This window comes from Paenibacillus cellulositrophicus, assembly GCF_009363095.1.
GTDB lineage: Bacteria > Bacillota > Bacilli > Paenibacillales > Paenibacillaceae > Paenibacillus_AQ > Paenibacillus_AQ favisporus.
On the sequence record NZ_CP045295.1, the window covers coordinates 2,025,435 to 2,048,433 of the forward strand.

Below are 22,999 nucleotides of genomic sequence, written 5' to 3' on the forward strand. Positions count from 1 at the left end.
GGCAGGGCTTTTGTGTTAAGTTTCCTGTTCCGGAGGGTCGTCCGGGTCTTTAGGCGGTATAATGTTGGTGGCTTCTTCCGGCTTCTGCTTCACCTCATTGAGATGAACCACCGGAAGTGCCGGGGAAGTCAGAATCGCCTTCACCTGCTTCCGCTTCGCCTTCGGGCTCAGCACATACACCGTATCTCCGGACTCGATCCTAGTGTTTCCGCGCGGAGCGATGATCTGTTCGTGGCGGATGATCGCCGTAAACAAAATGTCCTCCGGCAGGTCGAGCTCGGAAATTTCCTTGCCGGCGATCGCCATCGTCTCGTTGACGTCCACGTGGTTGATTTCCGATTTGGCTTTGCCTAATGCTGTTAGCTCCAGGAGCGAAGGGTTGGACGGTTTGATTTCTCCCGCCAGCCCCAGCTTCCCGGCAAATGGGGAAATCGTCGCCCCCTGGATAATGGCCGAGGTCAGCACGACGAAAAACACCACGTTAAAAAATAGCCGCCCGTGCTCCATTTCCGCCAGCATCGGATAAGTCGCCAGCACGATCGGTACGGCTCCGCGCAGGCCGGCCCAGGAAATGAGCAGCTTTTCCCGGAAAGAATACTTCATCCCGAGCGTGCTGAGGAAGACGCCCACGGGCCTTGCAATCAGCATCAGGATTAGGGAGAGCAGCAGACCTTCCCCGACGATGCCCGGCAGCTCGGTTGGAAAGACAAGCAGGCCGAGCAGCACGAACATGACGATCTGCATCATCCAGCCGAATCCCTGGTTAAAATGCATGATCGAGCGCCCATAGGCCAAATCGGAATTGCCCATGACGATGGCTGTCACGTAGACGGCGAGGAGCCCGCTGCCATGGATCACCGAGGTGGCGCTGTACGCAAGAATGGCGAATCCAAGCGCCATGACGGGATACAGTCCGGACGAATCGAAATTGATCTTGTTGATGACGTAAACCGCCAGCCTGCCGATGAGCAGCCCCATGACCAGACCGATGCCCATTTCCCAGAAAAATGAGAGGATCATTTGGAAGATTTCCGCCTCGGGATGCTGATAATATTCGATCAGGGAGACGGTAAGAAAGACGGCCATCGGGTCATTGCTGCCGGATTCGGCTTCCAGGGTGGAGGTCAGACGCTTCTTGATATTTTTCCCACCAAGCACCGAGAACACCGCGGCCGCATCCGTCGATCCGACGATGGCACCGAAGAGAAAGCCTTCCACCCAGGACACGCCCAAAATATACTTGGCGCAGACGCCGACGATAGAGGTCGTCAGCAGCACCCCCACCGTCGCCAGCGACAGGGCCGGCTTGATGACCGGCTTGATATCGGTAAACTTCGTCTGCATGCCCCCTTCGAACAAAATGACAATCAGCGCCAAAATCCCGACAATCTGGGTGATGAGGACGTTATTGAAATACACGAACCGCGTAATCAGCATGCCAACGATGATAAACAGCACAAGGGCCGGCATGCCGAATCTCGAGGAAAATTTGGTGGTCAGCACGCCGACGAGCAGCAGGCCGGCCATTAAAAGAACAAGTGAATTAACCAGTGTTGTGGAATCCAAACAGCCTCGCCTCTTTAAAATGGAATGTAAACACGCCTTGATTTCGATTGCAAACAAGAAAATTGCCCTAGTTATATATAAACCAAGCAACTAACGTTACAAACAAAAGCGGTATGTCCCCTCCCCCTTTAGGCCGTCAATTGGCGGTGAGAACAGCCCTCTGAAAAGGGGAATCATGGGTCTACATTTTCCAAATAAAGGCGCGATTATGCGGGGTTATTGGACATGAGCGGATCATGGAAATAAAAAAGGGAACACCGCATCTGTCGCGGTGCCCCCCTGCTTCAATTTAAACGTCCCCATCCGTGACGGCTCCTTTGGATGCCGAGGATACGAGCCGCGCATACTTCCGCAGCACGGCAGCGGAATGCTTCAGCTGCGGCGGGAACCACTGCTTCGCTCTCTCCTCCAGCTCCTCGGAGCTGACCTGCATATTGATTTCCTGGGTTTCGCTGTCGATGGTAATGATATCCCCTTCCCGAAGGAGGGCAATCGGACCGCCGACCTGAGCTTCCGGAGCCACGTGTCCCACCACAAAACCGTGCGAGCCGCCGGAGAACCGGCCGTCGGTCAGAAGCGCCACGTCGCCGCCCAGTCCTTTGCCCACAATCATGGCGGTGACGGACAGCATTTCCGGCATGCCGGGACCGCCTTTCGGTCCGCAGTAGCGGATAACGACGACATCTCCCTTCCGGATCTGGTCGCCCACGATCGCTTCCGTAGCTTCTTCTTCACTGTCAAATACGCGGGCAGGCCCGGTAAAGGACAGCCTGCTCAAGCCGGACATTTTGGCTACGGCCCCTTCCGGCGCCAAATTACCTTTCAGCAGCACGAGCGGCCCTGTAGGCTTCAGCGGCTGATCCAGCGGTCTGACGACATTCTGGCCGCTCCGCAGCGGCTCCACCGCTGCCAAATTTTCCGCGATCGTATGCCCGGTTACGGTGATGCAATCGCCATGAAGAAGGCCCGCTTCAAGCAGCAGCTTCATGACCGCAGGGACACCCCCGGCATCGCTCAGATCCTGCATCATATACCGGCCGCTCGGCTTCAAATCGGCAAGATGCGGTACCTTCTTGCGAATCCGCTCGAAGTCGTCGATGGTCAGATCGACCTGAACGGAATGGGCGATGGCCAGCAGATGCAAAAAGGCGTTGGTCGATCCTCCCAGAGCCATGACGACGGTAATGGCGTTCTCGAATGCCTTTTTCGTCATAATGTCTCTTGGATAAATCCCTTTTTCGAGAAGCTGGATCACCGTTTCTCCCGCCCTCGCACACTCATCGGCTTTTCCGCTTGCGATGGCCGCCGTCGATGAGGAACCAGGCAGGCTCATGCCCATCGCTTCCGCGGCCGCAGCCATGGTGTTGGCCGTATACATTCCCCCGCAGGCTCCAGCACCCGGACAAACGTGGCACTCGATTTGATGGAGCTCCTCGGGAGTCATTTTGCCGTCATGATACTGCCCGACAGCTTCGAAGGCCGTCACGATATTTACGTCCCGGCCGTTCAGCGATCCAGGCTGAATCGTGCCTCCGTAAACGTATACAGCCGGAAGATTCATGCGTCCGATCGCCATCAGGCAGGCCGGCGTATTCTTGTCGCACCCGCCGATCGCTACCAGGCCGTCAAAACGCTCGGCGTTTACGACGGTTTCGATTGAATCGGCAATAATTTCCCGGCTGGGCAGTGAAAACAGCATGCCTTCATGCCCCATCGATATCCCGTCGGAAACGGTGATCGTATTGAATATGAGCGGAGCCCCGCCGCCGGCCTGAGCGCCTTTCTTGGCTTCCCTGGCTAATTCATCAATATGCATATTGCAGGGTGTCACTTCGCTCCAGGTGCTGGCCACGCCGATCATCGGCTTCTTGAAATCCTCATCTTTAAATCCGACCGCACGGAGCATGGCCCGGTTCGGGACCCGGTTTACGCCCTCACTGATGACTTTGCTGCGAATCCGCAGATCAGGTCGATCTTGACTCGTCATTTGGAATCGTCTCCTTCCGAGTGATTTTGAATGAATGCATAAAGCTCATTCATCGGTCTCAGTAAATTCTGCTTCATCACCGAGGCGGCCAGCGCCGCATCCTTCTTCTCGAACGCCTCAATGATGCGGGCATGCTCTTCTACCGAGGCAGCGGTTGCCGACACCGGCTGAGCCAGAAAAACATACTTGAACCTCCGAATATGGATTTGCAGCGAGGCGCTGAAGGATGCAGCGTAGGCATTATCAGAGGCGTCCACGATCAGGTTATGAAACTGCTCGTCAAGCTCCATCGCCTGGTACGGCTGTCCCTGCATAATCGCGGCGGCAAAATCGGCGTTAAGCCCCTTCAGCTGTTCGATCTGCTCCGCCGAAATATGAGTCGCAGCCGTTTCAGCCGCCAAGGAATGCAAAGCAGCCAGGGTAGCGTACATTTTCAGAATGTCATCCTTCTCGACCGTTTGAACGCGCGTATCCCTTCCTGGATGCATTTCTACCAGCCCTTGAACTTCAAGCAGCTGCAGCGCCTCGCGTACGGGGGTGCGGGAAACCCCCAGCGCCTCCGCCAACTCGGCATCCACCAGTTTTTCTCCCGGTTGAAGGGTGCCGTCGATAATCCATCTCTGAATTTGGCTGAAGGCCCGCTCCTTGGCGGTCATGCGCACAGGCGAGGAATAACTTTTAGGGATCGGCATGATCGCTCACTCCTTTATCTTATGTATGCAATATATCGCATACATATATTAAATTCAAGAATAAAAATAAAATGCCCTCCAATTTCCCGTCGCCAGTTATGCGGATCGCAACCAGTCATGCTATATTGGAAATAATCAGACGGATTATCGCTCCCTGCGGCCCCAGGTTATCCTATACCGTAGAGATGACTTGAAGACGGCGGCGAATAGACCCTTACTTACGGAGGTGCGAACGTATGGATCAACCGGTGAAAGTATACAATACGGCGGTGGAAGTAACCCTGGAGGTGATCGGTGGCAAGTGGAAGCCGGTCATCCTGTTTCATCTGACCTTCGGCAAAAAGCGGAACAACGAGCTTCTGCATCTCATTCCTTCCATCACCCAGAAAATGCTGACCCAGCATTTGCGCGAACTAGAAGACGAGGGCATCATTCAGCGCATCATCTACAATGAGGTTCCTCCCAAGGTCGAGTATGAACTGACCGAATACGGCTGGAGCATGAAGGAACTGCTGCACATGATGTGCCGATGGGGAGAAATGCATGTGGATAAAAAGTACCAGGGAACGGCGGCCATCAGAGAAAACTCCCGCTTGAAGTCTGCGCCGTAAACAAGCAGGTTGACCGGCTGCAAGGGCAGGCGGCCATCGGCAGATCAGTCGTTTGAAAGGCACCGGCGGCGCCAAGAGATATCCTGCGGCATAACTCGGAAGGATCAGAAGCATACATAAGCAAAGAGGCTGCATCCCTGCAAGATCAGGGGCAGCCTCTCTTTTTTATACGTTGGTGAGATCATAAGCATGACGCCCAAACCTACACGTTACGGAATGACCTTACGCCGGCGTAAATCATCGAAAATGCTCTTGAACATCTCTTCTGTATCCACGTACTCATGGAAGCCAAAGCGGCGGGCTTTGGTCCCGTCGGCGAAGAAATCGTAATCCCAGGAGAAGACGAAATCGCCGAAGCTCCAGGAAGAAACCTCTTGATAAGAATGCGGGACAAGCCCGTGCTTCTGGACCATGTCATTCCACAACGGCTCCTTGTCGGCCATAACGACGTCCAGGGACATCTGAAGGGGCGGCGCCGTCTCCATTCCGAAGTAAGCGGCGATCTTCGGCCACATCTCGTTCCAGCGGAACAGATCCCCGTTGTTAATATTGAACGCTTGATTCGCGCACCGCGGATCGGTTGCGGCCCACACGGTGGCTTTGGCAAGAAGCCCGGCATCAGTAACCTCCATCAGCGTATGATAGGCCCCCGGTTTCCCCGGAAAACGGAGCAGAATGCCCAGTTCCTTGGAGATGGACGCGTATACGGCGATAACCATGGCCAGATTCATCGGATTGCCCAATGCAAAACCCGCTACCACCGAAGGACGAATGGCCGACCACGTCCAAGCCTTTCCCTGCTGCCGTTTCTCCAAAAAATGCTGCTGATCCACATTAAACTCGGGAGGCATATGCCCCGCATCCGATTCCTTGGCCGGGGTTTTGAACGGGCCGAGATGCGCACCGTACACTTTGTACCCCTGCATCAGGCTGACATGCCGCAGCCCCGGCGATCCCGCTTCGACCGCCTCGACGCTGTTGACCAGCATGGCCAGGTTCGGCGCCACCAGCTCGGCCCAGGTCGGACGGTCCTGATAAGCGGCATAGAACAGATGCGTCACCTCGGGAAGCGCGCCCAGGCGGCGCCGGGCATCTTCCGGGTCCAGCAGATCCGCCGCGATATAGCGGACCCGCTCCCTGTCCTCCCCTCCCCTCCGGGATACTCCGATCACTTCCCACTCCGGCAGCGTCAGCAAATAGTCAATGAGATTGCGTCCAATCACCCCATTGGCCCCGACGACCAGTGCCACTTTCCGTTCTTCCTTAACCGATTTATGATCATTCATGGAATGTCAGCTCCTTTGTATATTGTGCTTGGTGATGGTTCTATTGTGCACCCGGATTGCGCCCTCGGGAAGTACGCACTTCAAAGTCATTTAAGCACTTTTTTGTAACGTTGGAGCAGACAACGGCTTTCCGGGCATCTGTTTTCTTTCAATAGAGGAAATGGTTCGCCCATCTTCACTTTATCCCGTTAGAGGGCTATACTTATTCTCGACCTATTAGACAACAAGCATGACGGATGAGGAGGCATGTATAACTTGAAGATTCGGCTGCTTTATTCAAATGAATTACAACAGGCCGCAGACCTGTCGGACCTTGTATTTGGCAAACCCGGCCAGCCCTCGATGGGCAAATCGTTTCCGGCCCTGTTTCATCCGGGTGTCAGCCATTCATATGGCGCGTTCACCGATGAGGGCGAGCTGGTGGCGTTCATGGGACTGGCGCCGGACGTGGTGCGGATCGGGGAAGCCAGGCTGAACGTGTTCAGCATCGGTTCGGTATGCACACACCCCGACTTCCGCGGGCAAAATCTGGCCAGCACGCTGCTGGCGGAATGCATGGATCATGCACGCCGCTCCGGGGCTTCCCTCGTATTCGTATCCGGCGGCCGTTCCCTGTACCGCCGGGCAGGCTGCTACGATTTTGGCAGAGTTCATTATGCCATGCTGGATAGCGGCAGCGCGGCAGCCCTTTTGCAACCGGATACAGATGAATGGAGCATCAGCCCTATGCGGCCGGAGGATACGTTCGGCATCTCGGCGATCCTCTCTGGTGCTTCCCCGGCCTATGAGCAGGGCCCCGCACAGCTGCTCACGCTGCTGGGCAGCAGTGCCATCGCGGACATCACCATGATGCGCCAAGAGACGCTCACCGCTCGCAAAGACGGCGCGATAACAGCCTTTCTGGCCGCTGCCGTGCCAACGGCTCCTGAATCCTCGACGTCCGGCGAACCGGCCAAGGCCGTCGAGTGGGGAGGCCATCCGCATACCGTTACCCGGCTGTTGGCCGAAATGCTCCAGCGCCACCAGATTCAGCGCTTGGAGGTTCCGGTGCCTTGGCAGGAGCAAGCCCTGCTGAAACTGCTGCAGCAGGCCGGCGCCGCGGTCCAATCCGGCCCGAACAGCGGCACCGTATGGATCGCGGACGCCCACAGCCTGCTCACGCAGTGTTCCCCGCTGCTCAAGGTGGACTGGAAATCCTTTATCCGCATCGATGAAGCCGGCGGCAGATCATACACGGTCACAAACAAGGGACAGGAACTCGCGCTGGATGACAGCGGTTTGCTGTCGCTGCTGTTTGATCCCGAGTCTCCCCACCTGGCGGGGGCTCCGGAGGATTTCTGTACGATACCTCTGCCTTATTTATCCGGACTGCATTATATTTAACAGCAGCGACTACAGCGCTGGTGCATACGCGTCCACCCCAAAGAAAAGGAGCCGTCCCGGTATACCCGGACGGCTCCTTTGTATGCAAATATCCTACTTTACGATAAAGTCCGCCATCGATTTCACTTCGATCCGGCCCGGTCTGGCCGGGATGAACGGCTCTTCCCCTTCCGAACGGGCGTAAAACTGTACGCGCTTCTCCCTGCCCGGGATCAAATCGAAGAAATTGTCGCTGAAGCTGCCCTCCGCCTCGCTGGAAATCCATACTTGTTTGGCCAGCGTATCCGTTGTAAGGATCAGCGTATGACCCTCGCTGCCCTCTTCCTCCCGTACCGTGATATTCGCTTTGGCAAACGCAAACTCCTTAGCCGGCACAAAATAATGCTCCTTGCTGTCCACCACCTGTCCGGACACTTCAAGCTGGACGAGCAGAAACGTTTCCTGAGGGCGGCTTCCGCCCAGCAGCTGCTCCACGGAGCAGGTATGCACCTTTTCCGATGTGTTGGCGCTTATGCTGAAGCTCTCCGCCGTTTCCTGCAGGACGTTCCCTTTCAGGTCCATGACCTGCAGGCGAAGACTTCCGGACAGCGGCTGGAGCACATCAGAAAGGACGTAAATGTCCAATTCATCGCCGCTCGTACCGTCGATGGAAACGGCGATGTCGCAGAAGCTGCGTTTGGCGTAATACTGGAGCGCCTTCCAGCGGCCGAAATAATCCATCCCCGCCCAAGAAGCCACCGGCCAGCAATCGTTCATCTGCCAATACAGCGTCCCCATGCAGTAAGGCTTCTTGCGGCGATGCGCCTCAATCGCCATCTTCATGGCCTCCGCCTGCAGCACCTGGCTCATATACAGGAAGGAAGGAAAATCCTTCGGCTCGTTCATGTACATATCCATATACTGCTTGATCAGACGGTTGCCCTGCCCGTTCTTCTGGTGGGCCAGCATCACTTCCGATTCCAGGGCCAAATCATGCTCTTCGGCATAACGGCGAACCGATTTGTATTCCGGAAACGACTGAAAACCGTATTCGCTCATGAAACGCCCGATGTACACGTTATAATTCTCAAACGGCTCCACATTGTGCCATACGCCCCAGTAATGGATATCCCCGCCGGTGGAGCTGTTCGTCGCATGCTGACAAATGTCCCCGGTCAGCTCGATCATCGGCGAAGACGGCCAGTAATCGGCCTGCGGCGCATACCGGGAAATCGCTTCCGGCAAAATCCGGTGGAAGATCGCCTCGTAATCCTGCCACAGGCGCTCGCGGAGCTCCGGAGTATACTGCTGCTTCCAGCCCCAGCCGGTATTTTCGGAATAGTGGGACCAGGCGGTATCAATTTCGTTATTTCCGCACCATAAAACAATCGAAGGATGATTTCTCAGACGTCTGACGTTTTCCTCCGCTTCCAGCCGTACATTTTCCAAAAATGCTGCGTCGCCGGGGTACATGCTGCAGGCAAACATGAAATCCTGCCATACCATCAGGCCGTATTCGTCACACAGCTCGTAGAAAGCGTCCTGCTCGTAAATCCCCCCGCCCCAGACACGCAGCATATTCATGTTGGAGGCTGCTGCGCTGGCAATCTCATGACGGTAGCGTTCGTAGGTTACTTCGGTAATAAAGCTGTCGTTCGGAATATGGTTGGCACCCTTGGCGAACACCGGTACTCCGTTCAGCTCGATGTAAAAGGTGGAGCCGGCCTCGTCCTTATCGCGGACCAGCCTGACCGAGCGCAGACCTGTTTTGACGCTTCTCTCGGCTGCCACGCCACCGTCAACGATCAGCTCCGCACGGAACTCATACAAATTCGCCTCACCGAGTCCACGGCACCACCACAGCTTCGGATTTTCGATCACCACCGAGAGTTCCACCGTCTGGGCGCCTTGTGCCAGCTGGACCTTCTGGTCCCAGGTCTGACCGTCCGCGCTCAGGCGAACCAGCGCTTCCCCTTCCAGGTCTGACTCCAGCTCGATCACGGCCGTTAACTTGGCCGATGCTGCCGTAACCTCCGTCTGATCGATGTACACATCCTGAATCCGGCTGTGATCCCATCCTTCAATATAGACATCCCGCCAAATGCCGCTGGTCACGAAACGAGGACCCCAGTCCCATCCGTAATGATACGGCGCCTTGCGGGCGAATACGCTGATTTTCCGGTCTCCAAGTCCTCCGACATCCGACTGGTCATTCGTTGCCGGCAAATCGTAGCCGAGGCGCTCCAGCTTGGGAAGATCCTCCTGGACCGGCGAGCGGAAACGCACATGGACCGTATTGTCCTTCGGCTGCAGCACATTCTTGACATCGGCCTTCCATGTGCGGAACATATTATCCGCCTGAAGAACAGGTTTGCCGTTCACGGCGACGTCCGCATAGGTGTCAAGCCCTTTAAATACGAGCTCCAGATGCGGAAGGGACAGCAGCTCCTCCGGCAAATCGAACCGGCTTTCATATTCCCAATCCTGCTTGTCGATCCACTGCACTTCCTTCTCATTCGTTCCGTAGAACGGATCCGGAATTTTGCCGTTGGCCAGCAGATCCGTATGCACGCAGCCCGGTACCTTCGCCTCCATCCATTCCTGGTCCTTGCATGCTTTAAAGCTCCAGCTGCTGATGTTCCATTGCGTTTTGTCCATGATATCCTCCTGCCATCGCTCGTATTGTCCAAAGAAAGTTAGCATAATTTATTATAACAAAACTAACAATCTAGTAAATGATCATTTTCCCCACCAGCCGGATGTTTTCGACATATTCGGATTACCCGGGAAGGGACGGCACGAGGTCAAGCCGGGACCCTATTTTTTTGCTCCTGCGATAACATCTCTGCTGCCCCATCATACACTGCAATAAGACCTCTGGCTTCAGCTGCGGCGACAAGCTGTATAAATCGATATCAGATGATCAAACATACATCTGTTTCTTTCCCCAGTCTATTTTCTCTTTGGCCTCGGAACGACCCGAACTGCAGTAACATAACTTACTGTGAGTTCGTTAAAGCACCCTGTCATCGTTTTTTAAAGAAGGATTCTCACGCAAAGGAGTGTCTTAACGTGAAACCAGTGAAATCGGCAAAGCCAAGGAAGCGGATTAAATCAAGATCAAAACCGGCGAAGCCCGTTCGAATCAGCGGTTTGGTCCCCTCCGCAACCCCGGGAATGGGAGCAGGCGGAAATATCGGTGCGATGAGCACCGGAAAGCAGCTTGCCTTTATTTCCGCTTTTCTGTTTCTTATTGCCGCAGCGATCAGCTTATATCTGGCCTGGAGGGACATTCAAGGAGGAAACGCCCCAGAAATGCTCTTTTAAACGAAAAAAATGACGCCGATGCAGGCGCCATTTTTTTTGTTCTAGTGTATGCGGGTCACGGGATCATTCCGTCCCCTGTTCGCCGGATGCGGCGGCCGGGAAACGGACGGTCATCACCGTACCGGCGCCTTTCTTGCTCTCAATCTCGATCTTTCCCTGCATCACCTCAATGATGCGGAACGTGACCATCAGCCCGAGCCCGGTTCCTTTCGATTTGTTGGAGTAATATGGCTCGCCGAGCCTCGCCACCTCTGACGGCTCCATCCCCTCTCCATTGTCGGCGACGCGAATGACAACCTGGCTGTTTTCCCGGTAAGCTCGGATTTGAATGTGGCCTTCCTCCCGCAGCGCTTCAATGCTGTTCTTGATCATATTGATAAAGGCCTGTTTGAACTTGGACGAATTGCCGTGGACGTACAAGTCTTGGGGAATATCCGTCGTCATTCGGCCGCCTTGAAGGTTGGCCAGGGGGATCAAGATGCCCTCGATATGCCGGAATTCGTGCCCCACATTGAGCAGAGCGACCTTCTCCGCCTCCGGCTTGGCAAACGTAAGAAAATCCGTAATAATCCCCGATGCCCGGTCCAATTCCTCAAGCGCCAGCCGGAGATACTCCTTCTCCCGGTCCCTCGACTTCTCCTGCAGCAGCTGCAGAAAGCCGCGGGTGACTTGAAGCGGGTTTCTCACCTCGTGTGCAACCGAGGCGGCCAGCTCGCTGATGACTTCCATTTTCTCCGACCGTTGCAGCTCGCTGTTAAACATTTCAAGCTCCCGGGAATACACGACAATCTGCCGATGATTATGGGCGAACTTCCGGCCAAGGATCATGATGAGGCTGATAACGAAGCCAAGGACTCCCCATTTCCACCAGAACAGCACGTAGTCCCCCTGGCGTACATAGAACCAGACAAGTTCACCCAGCGCCGGGATGGCAAACAAGGCAAATCCCGAAGCAAACACAGCCGCGTCCCTGTTTCCTTTGGCGGCGTAGGATATCGCGCTGGCCGCCAAAATCATCAGCAGAACGATCATAATGCAGCCGAGCACCTTGACGGAAAAGAAATAATAAATATCGGAGAAACGGCTGCCGCTAAGCAGGTTGATGACCAAAAACCCGAGGCAAAAGAGCGAGTACCCTACCAGGAATTTACGGCACATCCGAATGATCAGCATGTAGCCGGGACCAATGGTTCTTTCAAAATAATAGGTTATCGCCGGTAAGAGCGACAGCAGACCAAGGTCAAAAACGACCTGAAACCATTCTCCATAGCTTCTGAACAGACTGTACACAAAAGGAGAATAAGTCAGGATCATGAGCCCGATCGACAAAATGACTACCGTCAGTGACAGCCAGCTGTTCCGCTCGCTCCGGTTCAGGAATAAAGCCGAAATCAGCATAATCAGCGCAATGAATATAAACGAGCTTCCCAAAACGATATCACCCAGATTAGCCTTGATCAGCTTGGTCAGCAGCGTCTGGTAATCGCCGGCCCACACGGGACCGTCCATGCCGATCCGGCCGGTTCCCCCCTGAATTTTCATGAGCAGCGTTTGACCGGCGTCTTCACGGCTCAGCGGAAGCAGGATATGATGAACATCATACTGGTAATCCCGATCGATTTCGTATCGTTTCTCTTGACCGACGTAGATGTCGATTTTGATTCCATAAACCGGTTTGAGCAAAATGGCAGGCGTATTCCAGATGAGCGCCGGCAGCTTCGTTCCGAACCATCCCGCCTTCTCTTCCCCGGTGCTTAGCTGCAGCGGCTGCTTCATCCGGTACGGCTCCCACCCGGAAGCCGGCCCGATGCCGTCCGTGCTGCGGCTGCCTGTACCTCCGTCCTCCCATGTGAACCGCCAGTCCGTCAGCGGCTTTAGAGCCGGTTCGGAACTGCCGTAACAGGAGGCGGCAAGCACAAGCTGGATGACTATACATATCGCCGCCGCGATGATGCCGTATTTTCTCGAAGCTTTCATATGTGCACCTCTACCGAATGTTAGTGTACCGGAACCAGCAGTCTGCAGCCTCGCATCCGGTTCTTTCAATTACGGATTTCATAAATTGGAAATATATGCTAAACTAATCAAAACCTCAACTAAACTTCATATAACAACATACACACAACCTCCCACTCATAACCAGTCAACGGCTCAATGATGTCTTCAGCATCGGATACCGCCGCTTGGAACAACAATCCTATCTAAAAAAGGTGATTTTATGGAATGGTTAGAGCGTTATGAAGCCGATTTGTCGTATGTATTCCGCGAAACCGAGTGCATCATTGCCGCGTTCCCCTCTCCGTTGAACACGAAAGGCCTTTCCTATTTAAGCCATTTTAACCCGCTCGAAGAAAACAGCGCCAAAAACTATATCTGCTATCTGCTGCCCTTCTGGCTGATGGAAACGGCAGGACTTTCGGCCGAAGACGCCCGGAAGCTGTCGATCGGCAACGTTTGCGCCATGCTCTATTTTTTCATTCAGGACGATTGCATGGATTCCTCCTCGCCCCAGGACAAGGAGCAGCTGCCGCTGGGAAATTTGCTGTACCTGCAGTTTCTCGACATCTACCGCGGCTACTTCCCCTCAGCGTCCCGGTTCTGGTCCTATTTCAGGCAGTACCTGCATGAATGGGCGGAAGCCGTTACCAATGAGCACACGGCCGACTATTTCCGAGTGAATCCGCTGTTCATCGCGCGCAAGGCTGCGCCGCTGAAGCTGTCGAGCACCGGAGCGCTGCTCCTGTCGGGCGGGGAGGAACAAATTCCGGCCGTGACCGACTTGCTCGAACACGTACTGGCTACGCTGCAAATGGCGGACGATTGGGCCGACTGGCGGGAAGATCTTGAGGAAGGCAGCTATAACAGCCTGCTCTCGCTGATCCGGTCGCAGTTTGCCCAAGGCGAACCGCTCACTGCTGATCGTGTCGAGCATTATATTGCCGTTCACGGCATTCTGCGTTCATACACAGCCGTAGCGGAAGCCAACCATGAGCACATCAAGCAGACCCCATTAAACATTCCCCAGCTGCTTTCTTTTCACCAGCATATTCTGATGTCGATTCAGGACGACGCGAACCGGATCGAAGAAGAGAGAAACGCCTTGCAAAAAGGCGGATTAAGTTTATGGATGTTAAATCATATCAAATAATGATAGATTTATAATTTATTCCATGGTATACTTATAAAGGTAATATTAACCATTTTGTTGAAAGGGTGATTCTAATGACAGCAGAAGCTATCCTTCACAACCAAGTTATTCAAAAAGCCTGGGAAGACCCAAGTTTCAAGGAAAGACTCCTGGCCGACCCTAAGGCCGCAATCAAAGAAGTGCTCGGTATTATTTTACCTGAACACATCAAAGTAAAGACAGTGGAGGAATCATCCAACGAGTTTTATCTCGTGCTTCCCCCAAGTCCAACAGAAACGGTCAGAGCGGCCGCGGCGCCGAAATACTCCTGGTAATTGAGATTACACACCTCATCTTGAATATACATAAATCTTGAAAGGGTTGGAAACGCGAAGTTCGCCACCTTACCGTCAAGCGGCTTATACAGCCGCTGATGGAAAGGAGACGACCGCTTCGGTTCCCACCCCTTTTTCGCTTTTGAATTCAAGACTTCCCCCCATGGCTTCCACGATCCGGAACGTAACCATAAGACCAAGCCCGGTCCCTTTCGTCTTGTTGGAGAAATACGGCTCCCCCAGCCGGGCAAGCTCCTCCTTGCTCATCCCTTCCCCATTGTCCTGAATATGGATTACAACCCGCTCGTCCATCTCGTAAGCCCATACGTTAATCTGACCGTCTCCGTTAAGCGCCTCGATGCTGTTCTTCACCATATTGATAAAAGCCTGCTTAAATTTCGAAGAGTTCCCTTTCACCTGCAGATGGTCCGGAATATGCATGTCGATCTGGGCGCCCTGAAGGTTCGCAAGCGGTACGATGACGCCCTCCACATGCCCCAGTTCCTCTTTGACGTTCAGGACGGAAATCCGTTCAAACTGCGGCTTGGCAAAGGTCAGGAAGTCGGTGATGATGCCTGCGGCCCGGTCCAGCTCCTCCAGGGCCATCGTCATATAGATTTTATCCTGGTTTCTGTACTTCTTGGTCAGCACTTGCAGGAAACCGCGCGTCACCTGAAGCGGGTTCCGGACCTCATGGGCGACGGATGCCGCCAATTCGCTGATGATGGCCATTTTCTCGGAGCGCTGCAGCTCGTTGTTGAACATTTCCAGCTCCCTTGAATATTTTACAATCTGTTCGTGATTGATGGTATAGTTCCGGCCGAGGATCAGCATCAGGGAAATGATAAATACAGCCGCCCCCCACTTCCACAGAAACAGGTCATAATTGCCATCCTTCAAATAGAACCAGACCATTTCGCCAATGACCGTCAAGCCGAACAACGCAAAACCGACGGTGAGAATCTCGGCGCTCCGGTTCCCTTTCACGGCATGGATGATCGAATTGCTGACGAGCAGCACGGCTTGTACGATCATAACGATTCCCAGAACACGGACCGACAGAAAATAATGGATACCGAACAGTTTGTCGTTCAGCACGATGTTTGCCAGCATGAAGAGCAGGCAGAATGCCGAATATCCGATTTGAAAATACAACAGCTTCTTGATCACCGACCGGTACCCGCTGCCGAAGATCCGTTCGATAAAATAGGTTAGTGACGGAAGCAGCACGAACAGCGCGACATCCCATAGGCGGGTGTAGAGCTTGCCGTAATCCTTGTAAAAGGTATACAGAAACGGGGAATACGTGATGACCAGCACTCCGGCGGAGGCGATCACCAGACTCAGTGAAATCCAGGAGGCGTTCTGCTCCTTTTTCAAAAAAACCGAGCAAATGAGCATGACGAGCGCAATAAAGACAAACGCGCAGCCCAGTATGATATCGATCAGGTCTCTCTTGACGTAGTTGTCCAGCAATTCCGGATAGTTGCCCAGTTCAATGCCGTGGCGCAGTCCGATGCGGTCCTTGGCGGATTGAACGCCTATGTACAGTATTTTATCGGAATCATTTCTCTGAAGGGGAGTTAACACTTTGTTGTTATCGTAAATATAGTCGCGGTTTGATTCGTAGATGGGGGTCGTGCCGATAAAAATCGCAATGTTCTGTCCGTATATCTTAGGGATAAGCATGGAGGGGATGTCCCAGTTCAAGGCAGGGAGCTTCGTTCTGATCCATAATGTCGATGATGTTCCGGGCCTCTTCGGCAAAGCCATGCCGGATTGATTCGGGCTCCAGCCTTCGCTTGCCGTTACGGATCGCGGAACTGCCGCAAGATCCGGGCTGTCCGCCCATTTGACCTCCCACTCGGTAATCCAACGCTCTCCACCCGTCTGCATCGCCCCAGCAAATACCGGTACCGTCACAAACAGCAGCGTCAGGCAAGCGATCAGAGCGAGCTTAGTGATTACGGATTTGGAGAAACCCTTCATAAAACACCTCAAAAGTTAATATTTGTAAATTTTAAACTGTTATGTAGATTCGCTATCATCATCGTCCACTCCTTCCTGTTCTTTCGGTCGTCGTCAAAAAATATATCATTTGCATAAATATACATATAACATCGAGTATACTGGCGACATTATTATATTTATGCATTTGAAAACATAAGAATCCCCGGATTGACTTCAACCTGAGCGCAACTGCCTTCGGGGTTACACAGGCCGGGACTTATTTAATCATACCACTTTTTCCTAAGTATGGTAACGATGTTTCACCTTCAACGTGTACGTTTATTAAAGTAGCAAACGACAGAGACTTCCCGATCTGCGCTGAAAGGAGGATTACCCATGAGTGAATTCCGCCGGAACAACGTTGAGGTTGAGCATAAGGAAGTTCAGCAGAAGTCCGATTCCAGTCTTGTAGCAGCCACTTTTATCAAATATGCCGCGTACATTATCATTTTTTTCGGTTTCCTCTACTTCTTGATCAGATACGTATTTCCTAAGTTTTAATCCGGGAGCGGATATACGGGCTCAATTCGGGTAACGGTAAGGAAAGAAAATACGCCAAAGGAGATGGATGACATGGCTGATGAGTATAATAAGAATATTAAAAGCGATGCCGATTTGACCTATGAACGGTACGACCAGCAGCGCGAGCTTCCGCCCGAGTTTGAGCTGCCCCGGGATGACTTCAAGGATACGGGAACATACACCAAGCAAAGCATCAGCCGTGAGCCGGAAGCGGAGGACGTGGAATTCTATGTCCGGTCCGACATGAGTCCCGAGCTTGGGGGCCGGGACTCGGCTCCAGCCTCTGCCGGGACGTCTGGCGCGTACGCCGGTGAATCCTCGGCCGTGAACGAACTGACGGAGGACGAAGAGCTGCCGGACGTTCCGGATGCGGACGACATTTCGGCGAACAGTCCGGTCGATCCTTCCGCGATCGCCATGGTGGAGGATATGCACGGAACGGACCTGATCAATGGATATGACGGTGATGATTCCGAAGAACTGTAGCCGATACGTTCATTTAAGATTGTAAAAAAAGAGGAGGACTCCGCCGTTCCCGGCCGGAGTCCTTCTTTAGGTGTTGGCCGGTACGTTCCGGCGTTTATGCTAATCCCAACGCCTTGACCAGCACATATCCGACGCCGGCAAGCAGGCAGGAGCCAAGCAGCGCTGCGGCGAACGGCCGGCCCCCTTTGCGCCCGAACACGGCAAAGTCGACGTTCAGGCCAAGACCGGCCATGGCCATGGCCATCAGCATATAAGCTGCCGTGACGATCTGCGAGGCAGCCGATTCCGGCAGAATGCCCAGCGTATGGATGCCGCTCATCACAAGAAAGCCAAGCACAAACCATGGGATGGGAATACGGGTTCTTTCCCCCGGTGCGGTGCGCCCGCCCTTGCGGCTGCTCCAGAGGCCGACGAGAACGGCGACGGGCACGAGCAGCGCCACCCGTGTCAGCTTGACGATGACGGCCATATCTTCGGCCTCCTTGCCCCCTGGCGCTGCTGCCGCGATGGCATGGGCGACTTCATGGAGCGTGCCGCCCGCAAACAAGCCGTATCCGGCCGGCGACAGGCCGAGCAGCGGATACAGGCCGACGTACAGCAGCGTAAACAAGGTGCCGAGCAGGGCAACTACCGCGGCGCTGACCGCCGTCTCCTGCTCGTTCGCCCGAACCTGCGGCGCGATGGCGGCCACAGCCGCCGCCCCGCAAATGGCCGAACCGCAGGCGGCCAGCAGCGACATGACCGGATCGACCTTCATCAGCCGGGCGATGCCGTATACCGCGAGCAGCGTCACGCTGATATTGACCACGGCCAGCAGCAGAACCTTTGGCCCGGCATGAACGATGTCCGCCAGGTTCAGCCGCATGCCGAGCAAAATAATGCCCAGCCTGAGCAGCTTTTTATTGGAAAAGGCGATGCCGGGCATCGCGTACTCCGGCACGCCGGCGAATGCGCGGTAAACCATGCCAAGCAGGATGGCCAGCACCAGCTGCCCCATGATGCCGAGAAAAGGCAGCAGCGCCAGCCCCTTGGCCAGCAGTGATAATACAAACGTGAGGCAGAGCCCCAGCATATAAGCGTTCAAATTGCGCTTTTTGCGCGGCAGGGCCGATCCCTGAGATGCAATCATGATTCATTCCTCCCGTCCGTAGCCTGGTCATTCAAGCGGCTATCGATACGCTCACTATAGAATGTCCTGCTCCGGAAGGGAAATACCGATTTGCTATCCCGATCATCAGGATAACTTATGATTGATTGCGGCCCTCCCCCACGTTACACTGAGTGTAATCTTCAGCACCGCCTTAGCCTTAGCCTCGCTTGCCGCTGAAGAAATGATAAACAGGAGTCCACGCCATGATCACAGACACACTAAAGGTCTTCGTCACCGTCGCCGAAGAGCGCAATTTCTCCCGCGCCGCCAAGCTGCTCCATCTGTCCCAGCCGGGGGTAAGCCTGCACATCCGGAACTTGGAGGATGAGCTGGGCACGAAGCTGATGCTCCGGTCCCCGAAGCAGGTCAGACTGACCGAGGCAGGCGAAATCTTGTTCCGGAAGGCCAGGCAGATGCTAGCGCTGTACGAGGAGGCCCAGCAGGAGATCCATCTGCTGCGGGATGTCGTGACCGGCTCCCTGAGCATCGGTGCAAGCTTTACGATCGGCGAATACATCCTTCCGGCCGTTCTCGCCGAATATGCGCACCAGTACCCCGACGTCGATGTGCAGGTTCATATCAGCAACACCGACAACATCGTGCACGATATCCGCGAAGGGCGGTTTCATATCGGTCTGGTTGAAGGCAGCACGACCGCCAGGGATGTGCAGCTGACCACGTTCATGGAGGACGAAATGGTGCTGGTGATGTCGCCCGACCATCCCCTCGCCGCCTACAAATCGATTGATCCCGGCATGCTGCAGGACCAGGTGTGGGTCTTGCGCGAAAGCGGTTCGGGCACGCGGGCCTACAGCGACCGGCTGATTGAGGAGGGCGGACTTGCGGTCAAACGGAGCTTCGTCTTCAGCAGCAGCCAGGGTGTCAAGGAAGCGGCCGCCGCGGGCCTTGGCATCGCTGTCCTGTCCCGCTGGGTCGTCCGCAAGGAGCTTGGCAGCGGCGAGCTGTGCGAGGTCAAGCTGAAAGGAATGAAGCTCGGCCGGGACCTGCTGATGGTTCAAGGCAAAGATCAGCCAGCCGGCATGGCGCTGCTCAAATTCGTTCATATTTTGGAGCAGTACGCCAAGCGGCATTACGCCGATTTATGATTCGCCTTCTCGGCCAGAGGCAGCATGGAGCCGGCGGGCTGGCGGTAAGCGGCGAAATACGCAAGGGCCACAAAGACCGCTCCGCCGATCAGGTTGCCCAGGAACACCGCCGCGAAGTTCGGGAAGTACTGGCTCCAGCTCATCTGTCCGGCAAAGATCGCAGCCGGAATGACGAACATGTTCGCGACCACGTGCTGAAAGCCGATGGCGACAAACGCCATGACCGGAAACCAGATCCCGACGATTTTTCCGGTAACATCCTTCGCGCCGTAACCGAGCCAGACCGCCAGGCAGACGAGCCAATTGCAGCCGATGGCCGAGACAAAAGCCTGCAGGAACGAATCATGCACCTTTGCTTCGGCCACAGCTACCGTTTTGGCCAGAAACGCCCCTTCCGTCAGCCCGGCGACATGCCCGAAGAAATAGGCGGCGAACACCGCCCCGATAAAGTTGGCGACCGTGACGAGAATCCAGTTTTTGAGGACGGCGCCAAAGCCGATTTTACGGGAAAACCACGCCATTGGAAGCGTCATCATGTTCCCCGTCAATAGTTCCCCTCCGGCCAGGACGGTCAGGATCAGCCCTACCGGGAAGACGGCTGCACCCAGAAATCCGGCGACCGAGCCCCATTCCTTCGGAGCCGTTCCAATGACACGGATATCCAGCAGAAAACCAAGCGCAATAAACGCACCCGCCAGGAAGCCGAGAATGAGGACCGCGGGCAGCGGCAGTTTGGCTTTCTTCTCCCCTGTTTCAATGGCAATATCACGAATTTGCTGCGGTGAATAAAAAGACGACATCGTACCATTCCTTCCATTTTTCTTCGTAACTTTCTTCGATAAAAGCCTGTGATTCGCAAAAAGATCCACTTTCCCTTGTTCATTCCAACAACAAAAAAACCGCCACAAATCAAACCCCGGCCCTGAAGCCGAACGTTGATTGACAGCGGTTAATTCCCCTACCCGATTCCTATAGGGAGATCAAACACACATGACACGTAACGAATAGGGCAGGTGCATTCCCTACATCCACCCCATTTGTCTATGACATTTCATACATATAATAAACACCTGTTCATAAATTTGTCAACAATTTTAAAGAAAACGTTGATCGATGTACATTCTAGGAAGCCAGACCGGAACAAGCCGTCATCCGCCGATCCGGGACATTTCCACCTTGGCTTCCCGGCCCGTACCCGTGCCGGCTTTACCGCGGTCCAGCGAATACCGGTCATGCCGTCCTTCCCAAATGGCTATGATATGCTCCACGATCTCGTCGTCGGTTGCTCCTGAACGCAGCCATTCCCTCAGGTCATGCCCCTTCGTCGCGAACAGGCAGGTGTAGAACATGCCGTCCGCCGATAATCGGCCCCGCGTACAGGTGGAGCAGAAGGCGTCGCTGACGGATGAAATGACGCCAATTTCGCCTTGGCCGTCAAGAAACCGGAAGCGGGAAGCCACCTCTCCCTCATAGTTGGGATCGGCAGGCGCCAGCGGAAATTCGGCGTGAATCCGCTCCAGCATCTCACGCTTGCTGACGACCTGATCCCAGTTCCAACCGTTCGTATTGCCGACATCCATATATTCGATCATGCGCAAAATATGGCCCCGCTCGCGGAAATAGCGGACCATAGGCAGCAGGGCATGCTCGTTGACGCCCTTCTGCACCACCATGTTAACCTTCACGGCCAGACCTGCTTCGGCGGCGGCGTCAATGCCCTCCAGCACCTGCGCCACCTTGGCCTTTCCGCCGTTCATCGCCAAAAAAGTGTCGTCATCGAGCGCATCCAGGCTGACGGCGACGCGCATCAAGCCCGCCTCACGCAGCGACCGGGCGTGCCGGGCGAGCAGGCTGCCGTTCGTCGTCAAGGCAACGTCCTCCACGCCAGGGATCCGGGACACCTCTCGAATAATATCCGGAAGCTCCTTGCGCAACAGCGGTTCGCCGCCGGTGATGCGGATTTTGCGGGCCCCGAGGCGGGTGAAAATCCGCGTAATCCGCACCGTTTCCTCGACGCTGAGAATATGTTCCCTGGACAAAAAGGCGTAATCCTTGCCGAAGATTTCCTCGGGCATGCAATACCGGCAGCGGAAATTGCAGCGGTCCGTCACGGAAAGCCTCAAATCTCTGAGTATACGGTTGTATTGATCATGGGTTTCCATGATGATCCCTCCTTCATTTGAAGCTGCAAATTCCCTTGATGTGGGCTGGTGCCCGAAACAATTCGTGCTGCTGCAGCAGGTGCGCCTGGGGTCGCTCAGGATTGCGGCCTGCACTCCACAATGCGGTGCGGGTGGGTATACACGTTGCAGGATTGGCCGCGAATAAAGCCGACGGCGGTAATGCCCAAATTGTCCGCCAGCTCCAGCGCAAGCTCCGTTGGCGCCGATTTGGACAGGATGACGGCACAGCCGATTTTCGCCACCTTCAGCAATATTTCCGAGGAAATTCTGCCGCTGAACACGATAATTTTATCATCCACCGCGATGTCGTTTTTCAGGCAGTAACCATAAATTTTATCCAGCGCGTTATGCCGCCCGATATCCATTCTCGACAGAAGAATCCCGTTTCGGTCGCACAAAGCGGCGTTATGCACACCGCCCGTACGGTTAAACGTCTCGGCTCCCTCCTGCATCTCCCGCACGAGCCGGAAGCAATCGTCAAAGGACAGCTCCACCGGAGCCTGATCCAGCACCTTGGCCGTTTTCGCGTCATTGAAAAACACAAAGCCCTGCCGGCTGGCGCCGCAGCAGGACGTGACGTACCTTTTGCTGTATAGCTGGCGATGGAGAGGACTCCACTTGCTTACAGACGCGTGAACGAACCCCTCCTCTTCCTGAACCCATAAGTCCTTGATTTCCTCAATGCTTGAAATGACACCTTCCGATGCGAGATAACCGACAGCCATATCTTCAATGTATTCGGGCGTACAGACGAGGGTCGCAAATTCCTCGCCGTTGATTTTGATCGTTACCGGATGCTCGTTCACGACCAAGTCGGTCTTCTCCTCCATCTTTCCCTGTTCGTACCGGATCATGCCCGGCCTGCTCGTCACAGCCTCCATCATCGCTTCATCCCTGCTCTATATTTTTCTCGAACATAAAGACCGAAACGGCCATGTCTTCTTCCACCTTGATATCCGTAAACAGATGGATCAGCTTCGATCCACACAGCTCCTCCAGCCCTTCCGGAACCTGGGATTTGTACAGCTCCTTGATCATGTGTGTTCTCGCGCTGTGCACCATCTTCTTGCCGTCTTCGGACTGTGCGATAAACTTTTCAGTAGGTGTGAAATTGCCGTGCATCCGGGTGATCGCCATGTTCTCGACAAACGTGGTATGAATGCGTTCCGGACCTTTTCCGAACGTATCTTTCCTCACTTTGCGAATGATATCGTTAAACGCAACTTCCTTCTTCATCCCATTCTCACCT

The 22,999-nt window shown here is 54.6% G+C and carries 20 protein-coding genes; 8 read left to right on the plus strand and 12 right to left on the minus strand.

What is annotated here, in order from left to right; translation table 11 throughout:
- Nucleotides 1-15 precede the first annotated feature (15 nt).
- From GCU45_RS09295 to GCU45_RS09305, 3 genes are all read right to left on the minus strand, one after another.
- Nucleotides 16-1,566, minus strand: coding sequence for a potassium/proton antiporter (locus GCU45_RS09295; RefSeq protein WP_152398723.1), 1,551 nt, complete (start codon nucleotides 1,564-1,566; stop codon nucleotides 16-18).
- A gap of 289 nt (nucleotides 1,567-1,855) precedes the next feature.
- Nucleotides 1,856-3,553, minus strand: a complete 1,698-nt coding sequence (gene ilvD, locus GCU45_RS09300; RefSeq protein WP_152398724.1) for a dihydroxy-acid dehydratase — start codon at nucleotides 3,551-3,553, stop codon at nucleotides 1,856-1,858.
- The gene (locus tag GCU45_RS09305) at nucleotides 3,550-4,245 is read right to left on the minus strand and encodes a GntR family transcriptional regulator (protein ID WP_152398725.1); all 696 of its coding nucleotides are present in this window, start codon (nucleotides 4,243-4,245) and stop codon (nucleotides 3,550-3,552) included. The genes ilvD and GCU45_RS09305 overlap by 4 nt, the downstream gene beginning before the upstream one ends.
- Nucleotides 4,246-4,481: 236 nt before the next feature.
- On the opposite strand from GCU45_RS09305, the gene GCU45_RS09310 reads away from it, so the two are divergent.
- Nucleotides 4,482-4,856: a winged helix-turn-helix transcriptional regulator gene (locus GCU45_RS09310; RefSeq protein WP_152398726.1), complete on the plus strand. Its 375-nt coding sequence runs from the start codon at nucleotides 4,482-4,484 to the stop codon at nucleotides 4,854-4,856.
- A gap of 209 nt (nucleotides 4,857-5,065) precedes the next feature.
- On the opposite strand, the gene GCU45_RS09315 is transcribed toward GCU45_RS09310, so the two are convergent.
- Complete coding sequence (locus GCU45_RS09315) at nucleotides 5,066-6,142, minus strand: SDR family oxidoreductase (RefSeq protein WP_152398727.1); 1,077 nt, start codon at nucleotides 6,140-6,142, stop codon at nucleotides 5,066-5,068.
- 255 nt (nucleotides 6,143-6,397) lie between these two features.
- Between GCU45_RS09315 and GCU45_RS09320 the strand changes: the two genes are divergently transcribed.
- Entirely contained in the window at nucleotides 6,398-7,525 is a 1,128-nt protein-coding gene (locus tag GCU45_RS09320) for a GNAT family N-acetyltransferase (protein ID WP_167527105.1), read from the plus strand.
- 93 nt (nucleotides 7,526-7,618) lie between these two features.
- On the opposite strand, the gene GCU45_RS09325 is transcribed toward GCU45_RS09320, so the two are convergent.
- Nucleotides 7,619-10,162 (minus strand): beta-mannosidase, encoded by a 2,544-nt coding sequence (locus GCU45_RS09325; RefSeq protein WP_152398729.1) that lies wholly within the window; start codon nucleotides 10,160-10,162, stop codon nucleotides 7,619-7,621.
- Nucleotides 10,163-10,576: 414 nt separating this feature from the next.
- Between GCU45_RS09325 and GCU45_RS09330 the strand changes: the two genes are divergently transcribed.
- Nucleotides 10,577-10,831, plus strand: a complete 255-nt coding sequence (locus GCU45_RS09330) for a hypothetical protein (RefSeq protein WP_152398730.1) — start codon at nucleotides 10,577-10,579, stop codon at nucleotides 10,829-10,831.
- 63 nt (nucleotides 10,832-10,894) lie between these two features.
- On the opposite strand, the gene GCU45_RS09335 is transcribed toward GCU45_RS09330, so the two are convergent.
- The gene (locus tag GCU45_RS09335; RefSeq protein WP_152398731.1) at nucleotides 10,895-12,808 is read right to left on the minus strand and encodes a sensor histidine kinase; all 1,914 of its coding nucleotides are present in this window, start codon (nucleotides 12,806-12,808) and stop codon (nucleotides 10,895-10,897) included.
- Nucleotides 12,809-13,049: 241 nt separating this feature from the next.
- Here GCU45_RS09335 and GCU45_RS09340 point away from each other — a divergent pair, with 241 nt between their 5' ends.
- On the plus strand, nucleotides 13,050-13,979 hold the full coding sequence (locus GCU45_RS09340; RefSeq protein ID WP_152398732.1) for a hypothetical protein: 930 nt from the start codon (nucleotides 13,050-13,052) through the stop codon (nucleotides 13,977-13,979).
- Between the two features lie 74 nt (nucleotides 13,980-14,053).
- A complete protein-coding gene (locus tag GCU45_RS09345; RefSeq protein WP_076173667.1) occupies nucleotides 14,054-14,293 on the plus strand; it encodes an NHLP leader peptide family RiPP precursor in 240 nt (79 codons plus the stop codon).
- A gap of 84 nt (nucleotides 14,294-14,377) precedes the next feature.
- On the opposite strand, the gene GCU45_RS09350 is transcribed toward GCU45_RS09345, so the two are convergent.
- Complete coding sequence (locus GCU45_RS09350; RefSeq protein WP_152398733.1) at nucleotides 14,378-16,282, minus strand: sensor histidine kinase; 1,905 nt, start codon at nucleotides 16,280-16,282, stop codon at nucleotides 14,378-14,380.
- A gap of 357 nt (nucleotides 16,283-16,639) precedes the next feature.
- Between GCU45_RS09350 and GCU45_RS33755 the strand changes: the two genes are divergently transcribed.
- The gene (locus GCU45_RS33755) at nucleotides 16,640-16,804 is read left to right on the plus strand and encodes a hypothetical protein (RefSeq protein WP_167372908.1); all 165 of its coding nucleotides are present in this window, start codon (nucleotides 16,640-16,642) and stop codon (nucleotides 16,802-16,804) included.
- A gap of 72 nt (nucleotides 16,805-16,876) precedes the next feature.
- Nucleotides 16,877-17,311, plus strand: a complete 435-nt coding sequence (locus GCU45_RS09355; RefSeq protein ID WP_152398734.1) for a hypothetical protein — start codon at nucleotides 16,877-16,879, stop codon at nucleotides 17,309-17,311.
- A 94-nt stretch (nucleotides 17,312-17,405) separates the two neighbouring features.
- On the opposite strand, the gene GCU45_RS09360 is transcribed toward GCU45_RS09355, so the two are convergent.
- A complete protein-coding gene (locus GCU45_RS09360; protein WP_152398735.1) occupies nucleotides 17,406-18,440 on the minus strand; it encodes a YeiH family protein in 1,035 nt (344 codons plus the stop codon).
- Between the two features lie 224 nt (nucleotides 18,441-18,664).
- Here GCU45_RS09360 and GCU45_RS09365 point away from each other — a divergent pair, with 224 nt between their 5' ends.
- Nucleotides 18,665-19,567, plus strand: a complete 903-nt coding sequence (locus GCU45_RS09365) for a LysR family transcriptional regulator (protein WP_152398736.1) — start codon at nucleotides 18,665-18,667, stop codon at nucleotides 19,565-19,567.
- Here GCU45_RS09365 and GCU45_RS09370 read toward each other — a convergent pair.
- From GCU45_RS09370 to GCU45_RS09385, 4 genes are all read right to left on the minus strand, one after another.
- Nucleotides 19,552-20,367, minus strand: coding sequence for a formate/nitrite transporter family protein (locus GCU45_RS09370; RefSeq protein WP_152398737.1), 816 nt, complete (start codon nucleotides 20,365-20,367; stop codon nucleotides 19,552-19,554). The two genes, GCU45_RS09365 and GCU45_RS09370, sit on opposite strands and share 16 nt — an antisense overlap.
- 348 nt (nucleotides 20,368-20,715) lie before the next feature.
- Entirely contained in the window at nucleotides 20,716-21,729 is a 1,014-nt protein-coding gene (moaA, locus tag GCU45_RS09375) for a GTP 3',8-cyclase MoaA (protein WP_152398738.1), read from the minus strand.
- 95 nt (nucleotides 21,730-21,824) lie between these two features.
- Nucleotides 21,825-22,631: a formate dehydrogenase accessory sulfurtransferase FdhD gene (gene fdhD, locus GCU45_RS09380; protein WP_076173758.1), complete on the minus strand. Its 807-nt coding sequence runs from the start codon at nucleotides 22,629-22,631 to the stop codon at nucleotides 21,825-21,827.
- 7 nt (nucleotides 22,632-22,638) lie between these two features.
- Nucleotides 22,639-22,986 carry a Na-translocating system protein MpsC family protein gene (locus GCU45_RS09385; protein WP_076173660.1) on the minus strand — a complete coding sequence of 116 codons (348 nt, stop codon included), beginning with the start codon at nucleotides 22,984-22,986 and terminating at the stop codon, nucleotides 22,639-22,641.
- Nucleotides 22,987-22,999: the final 13 nt, after the last annotated feature.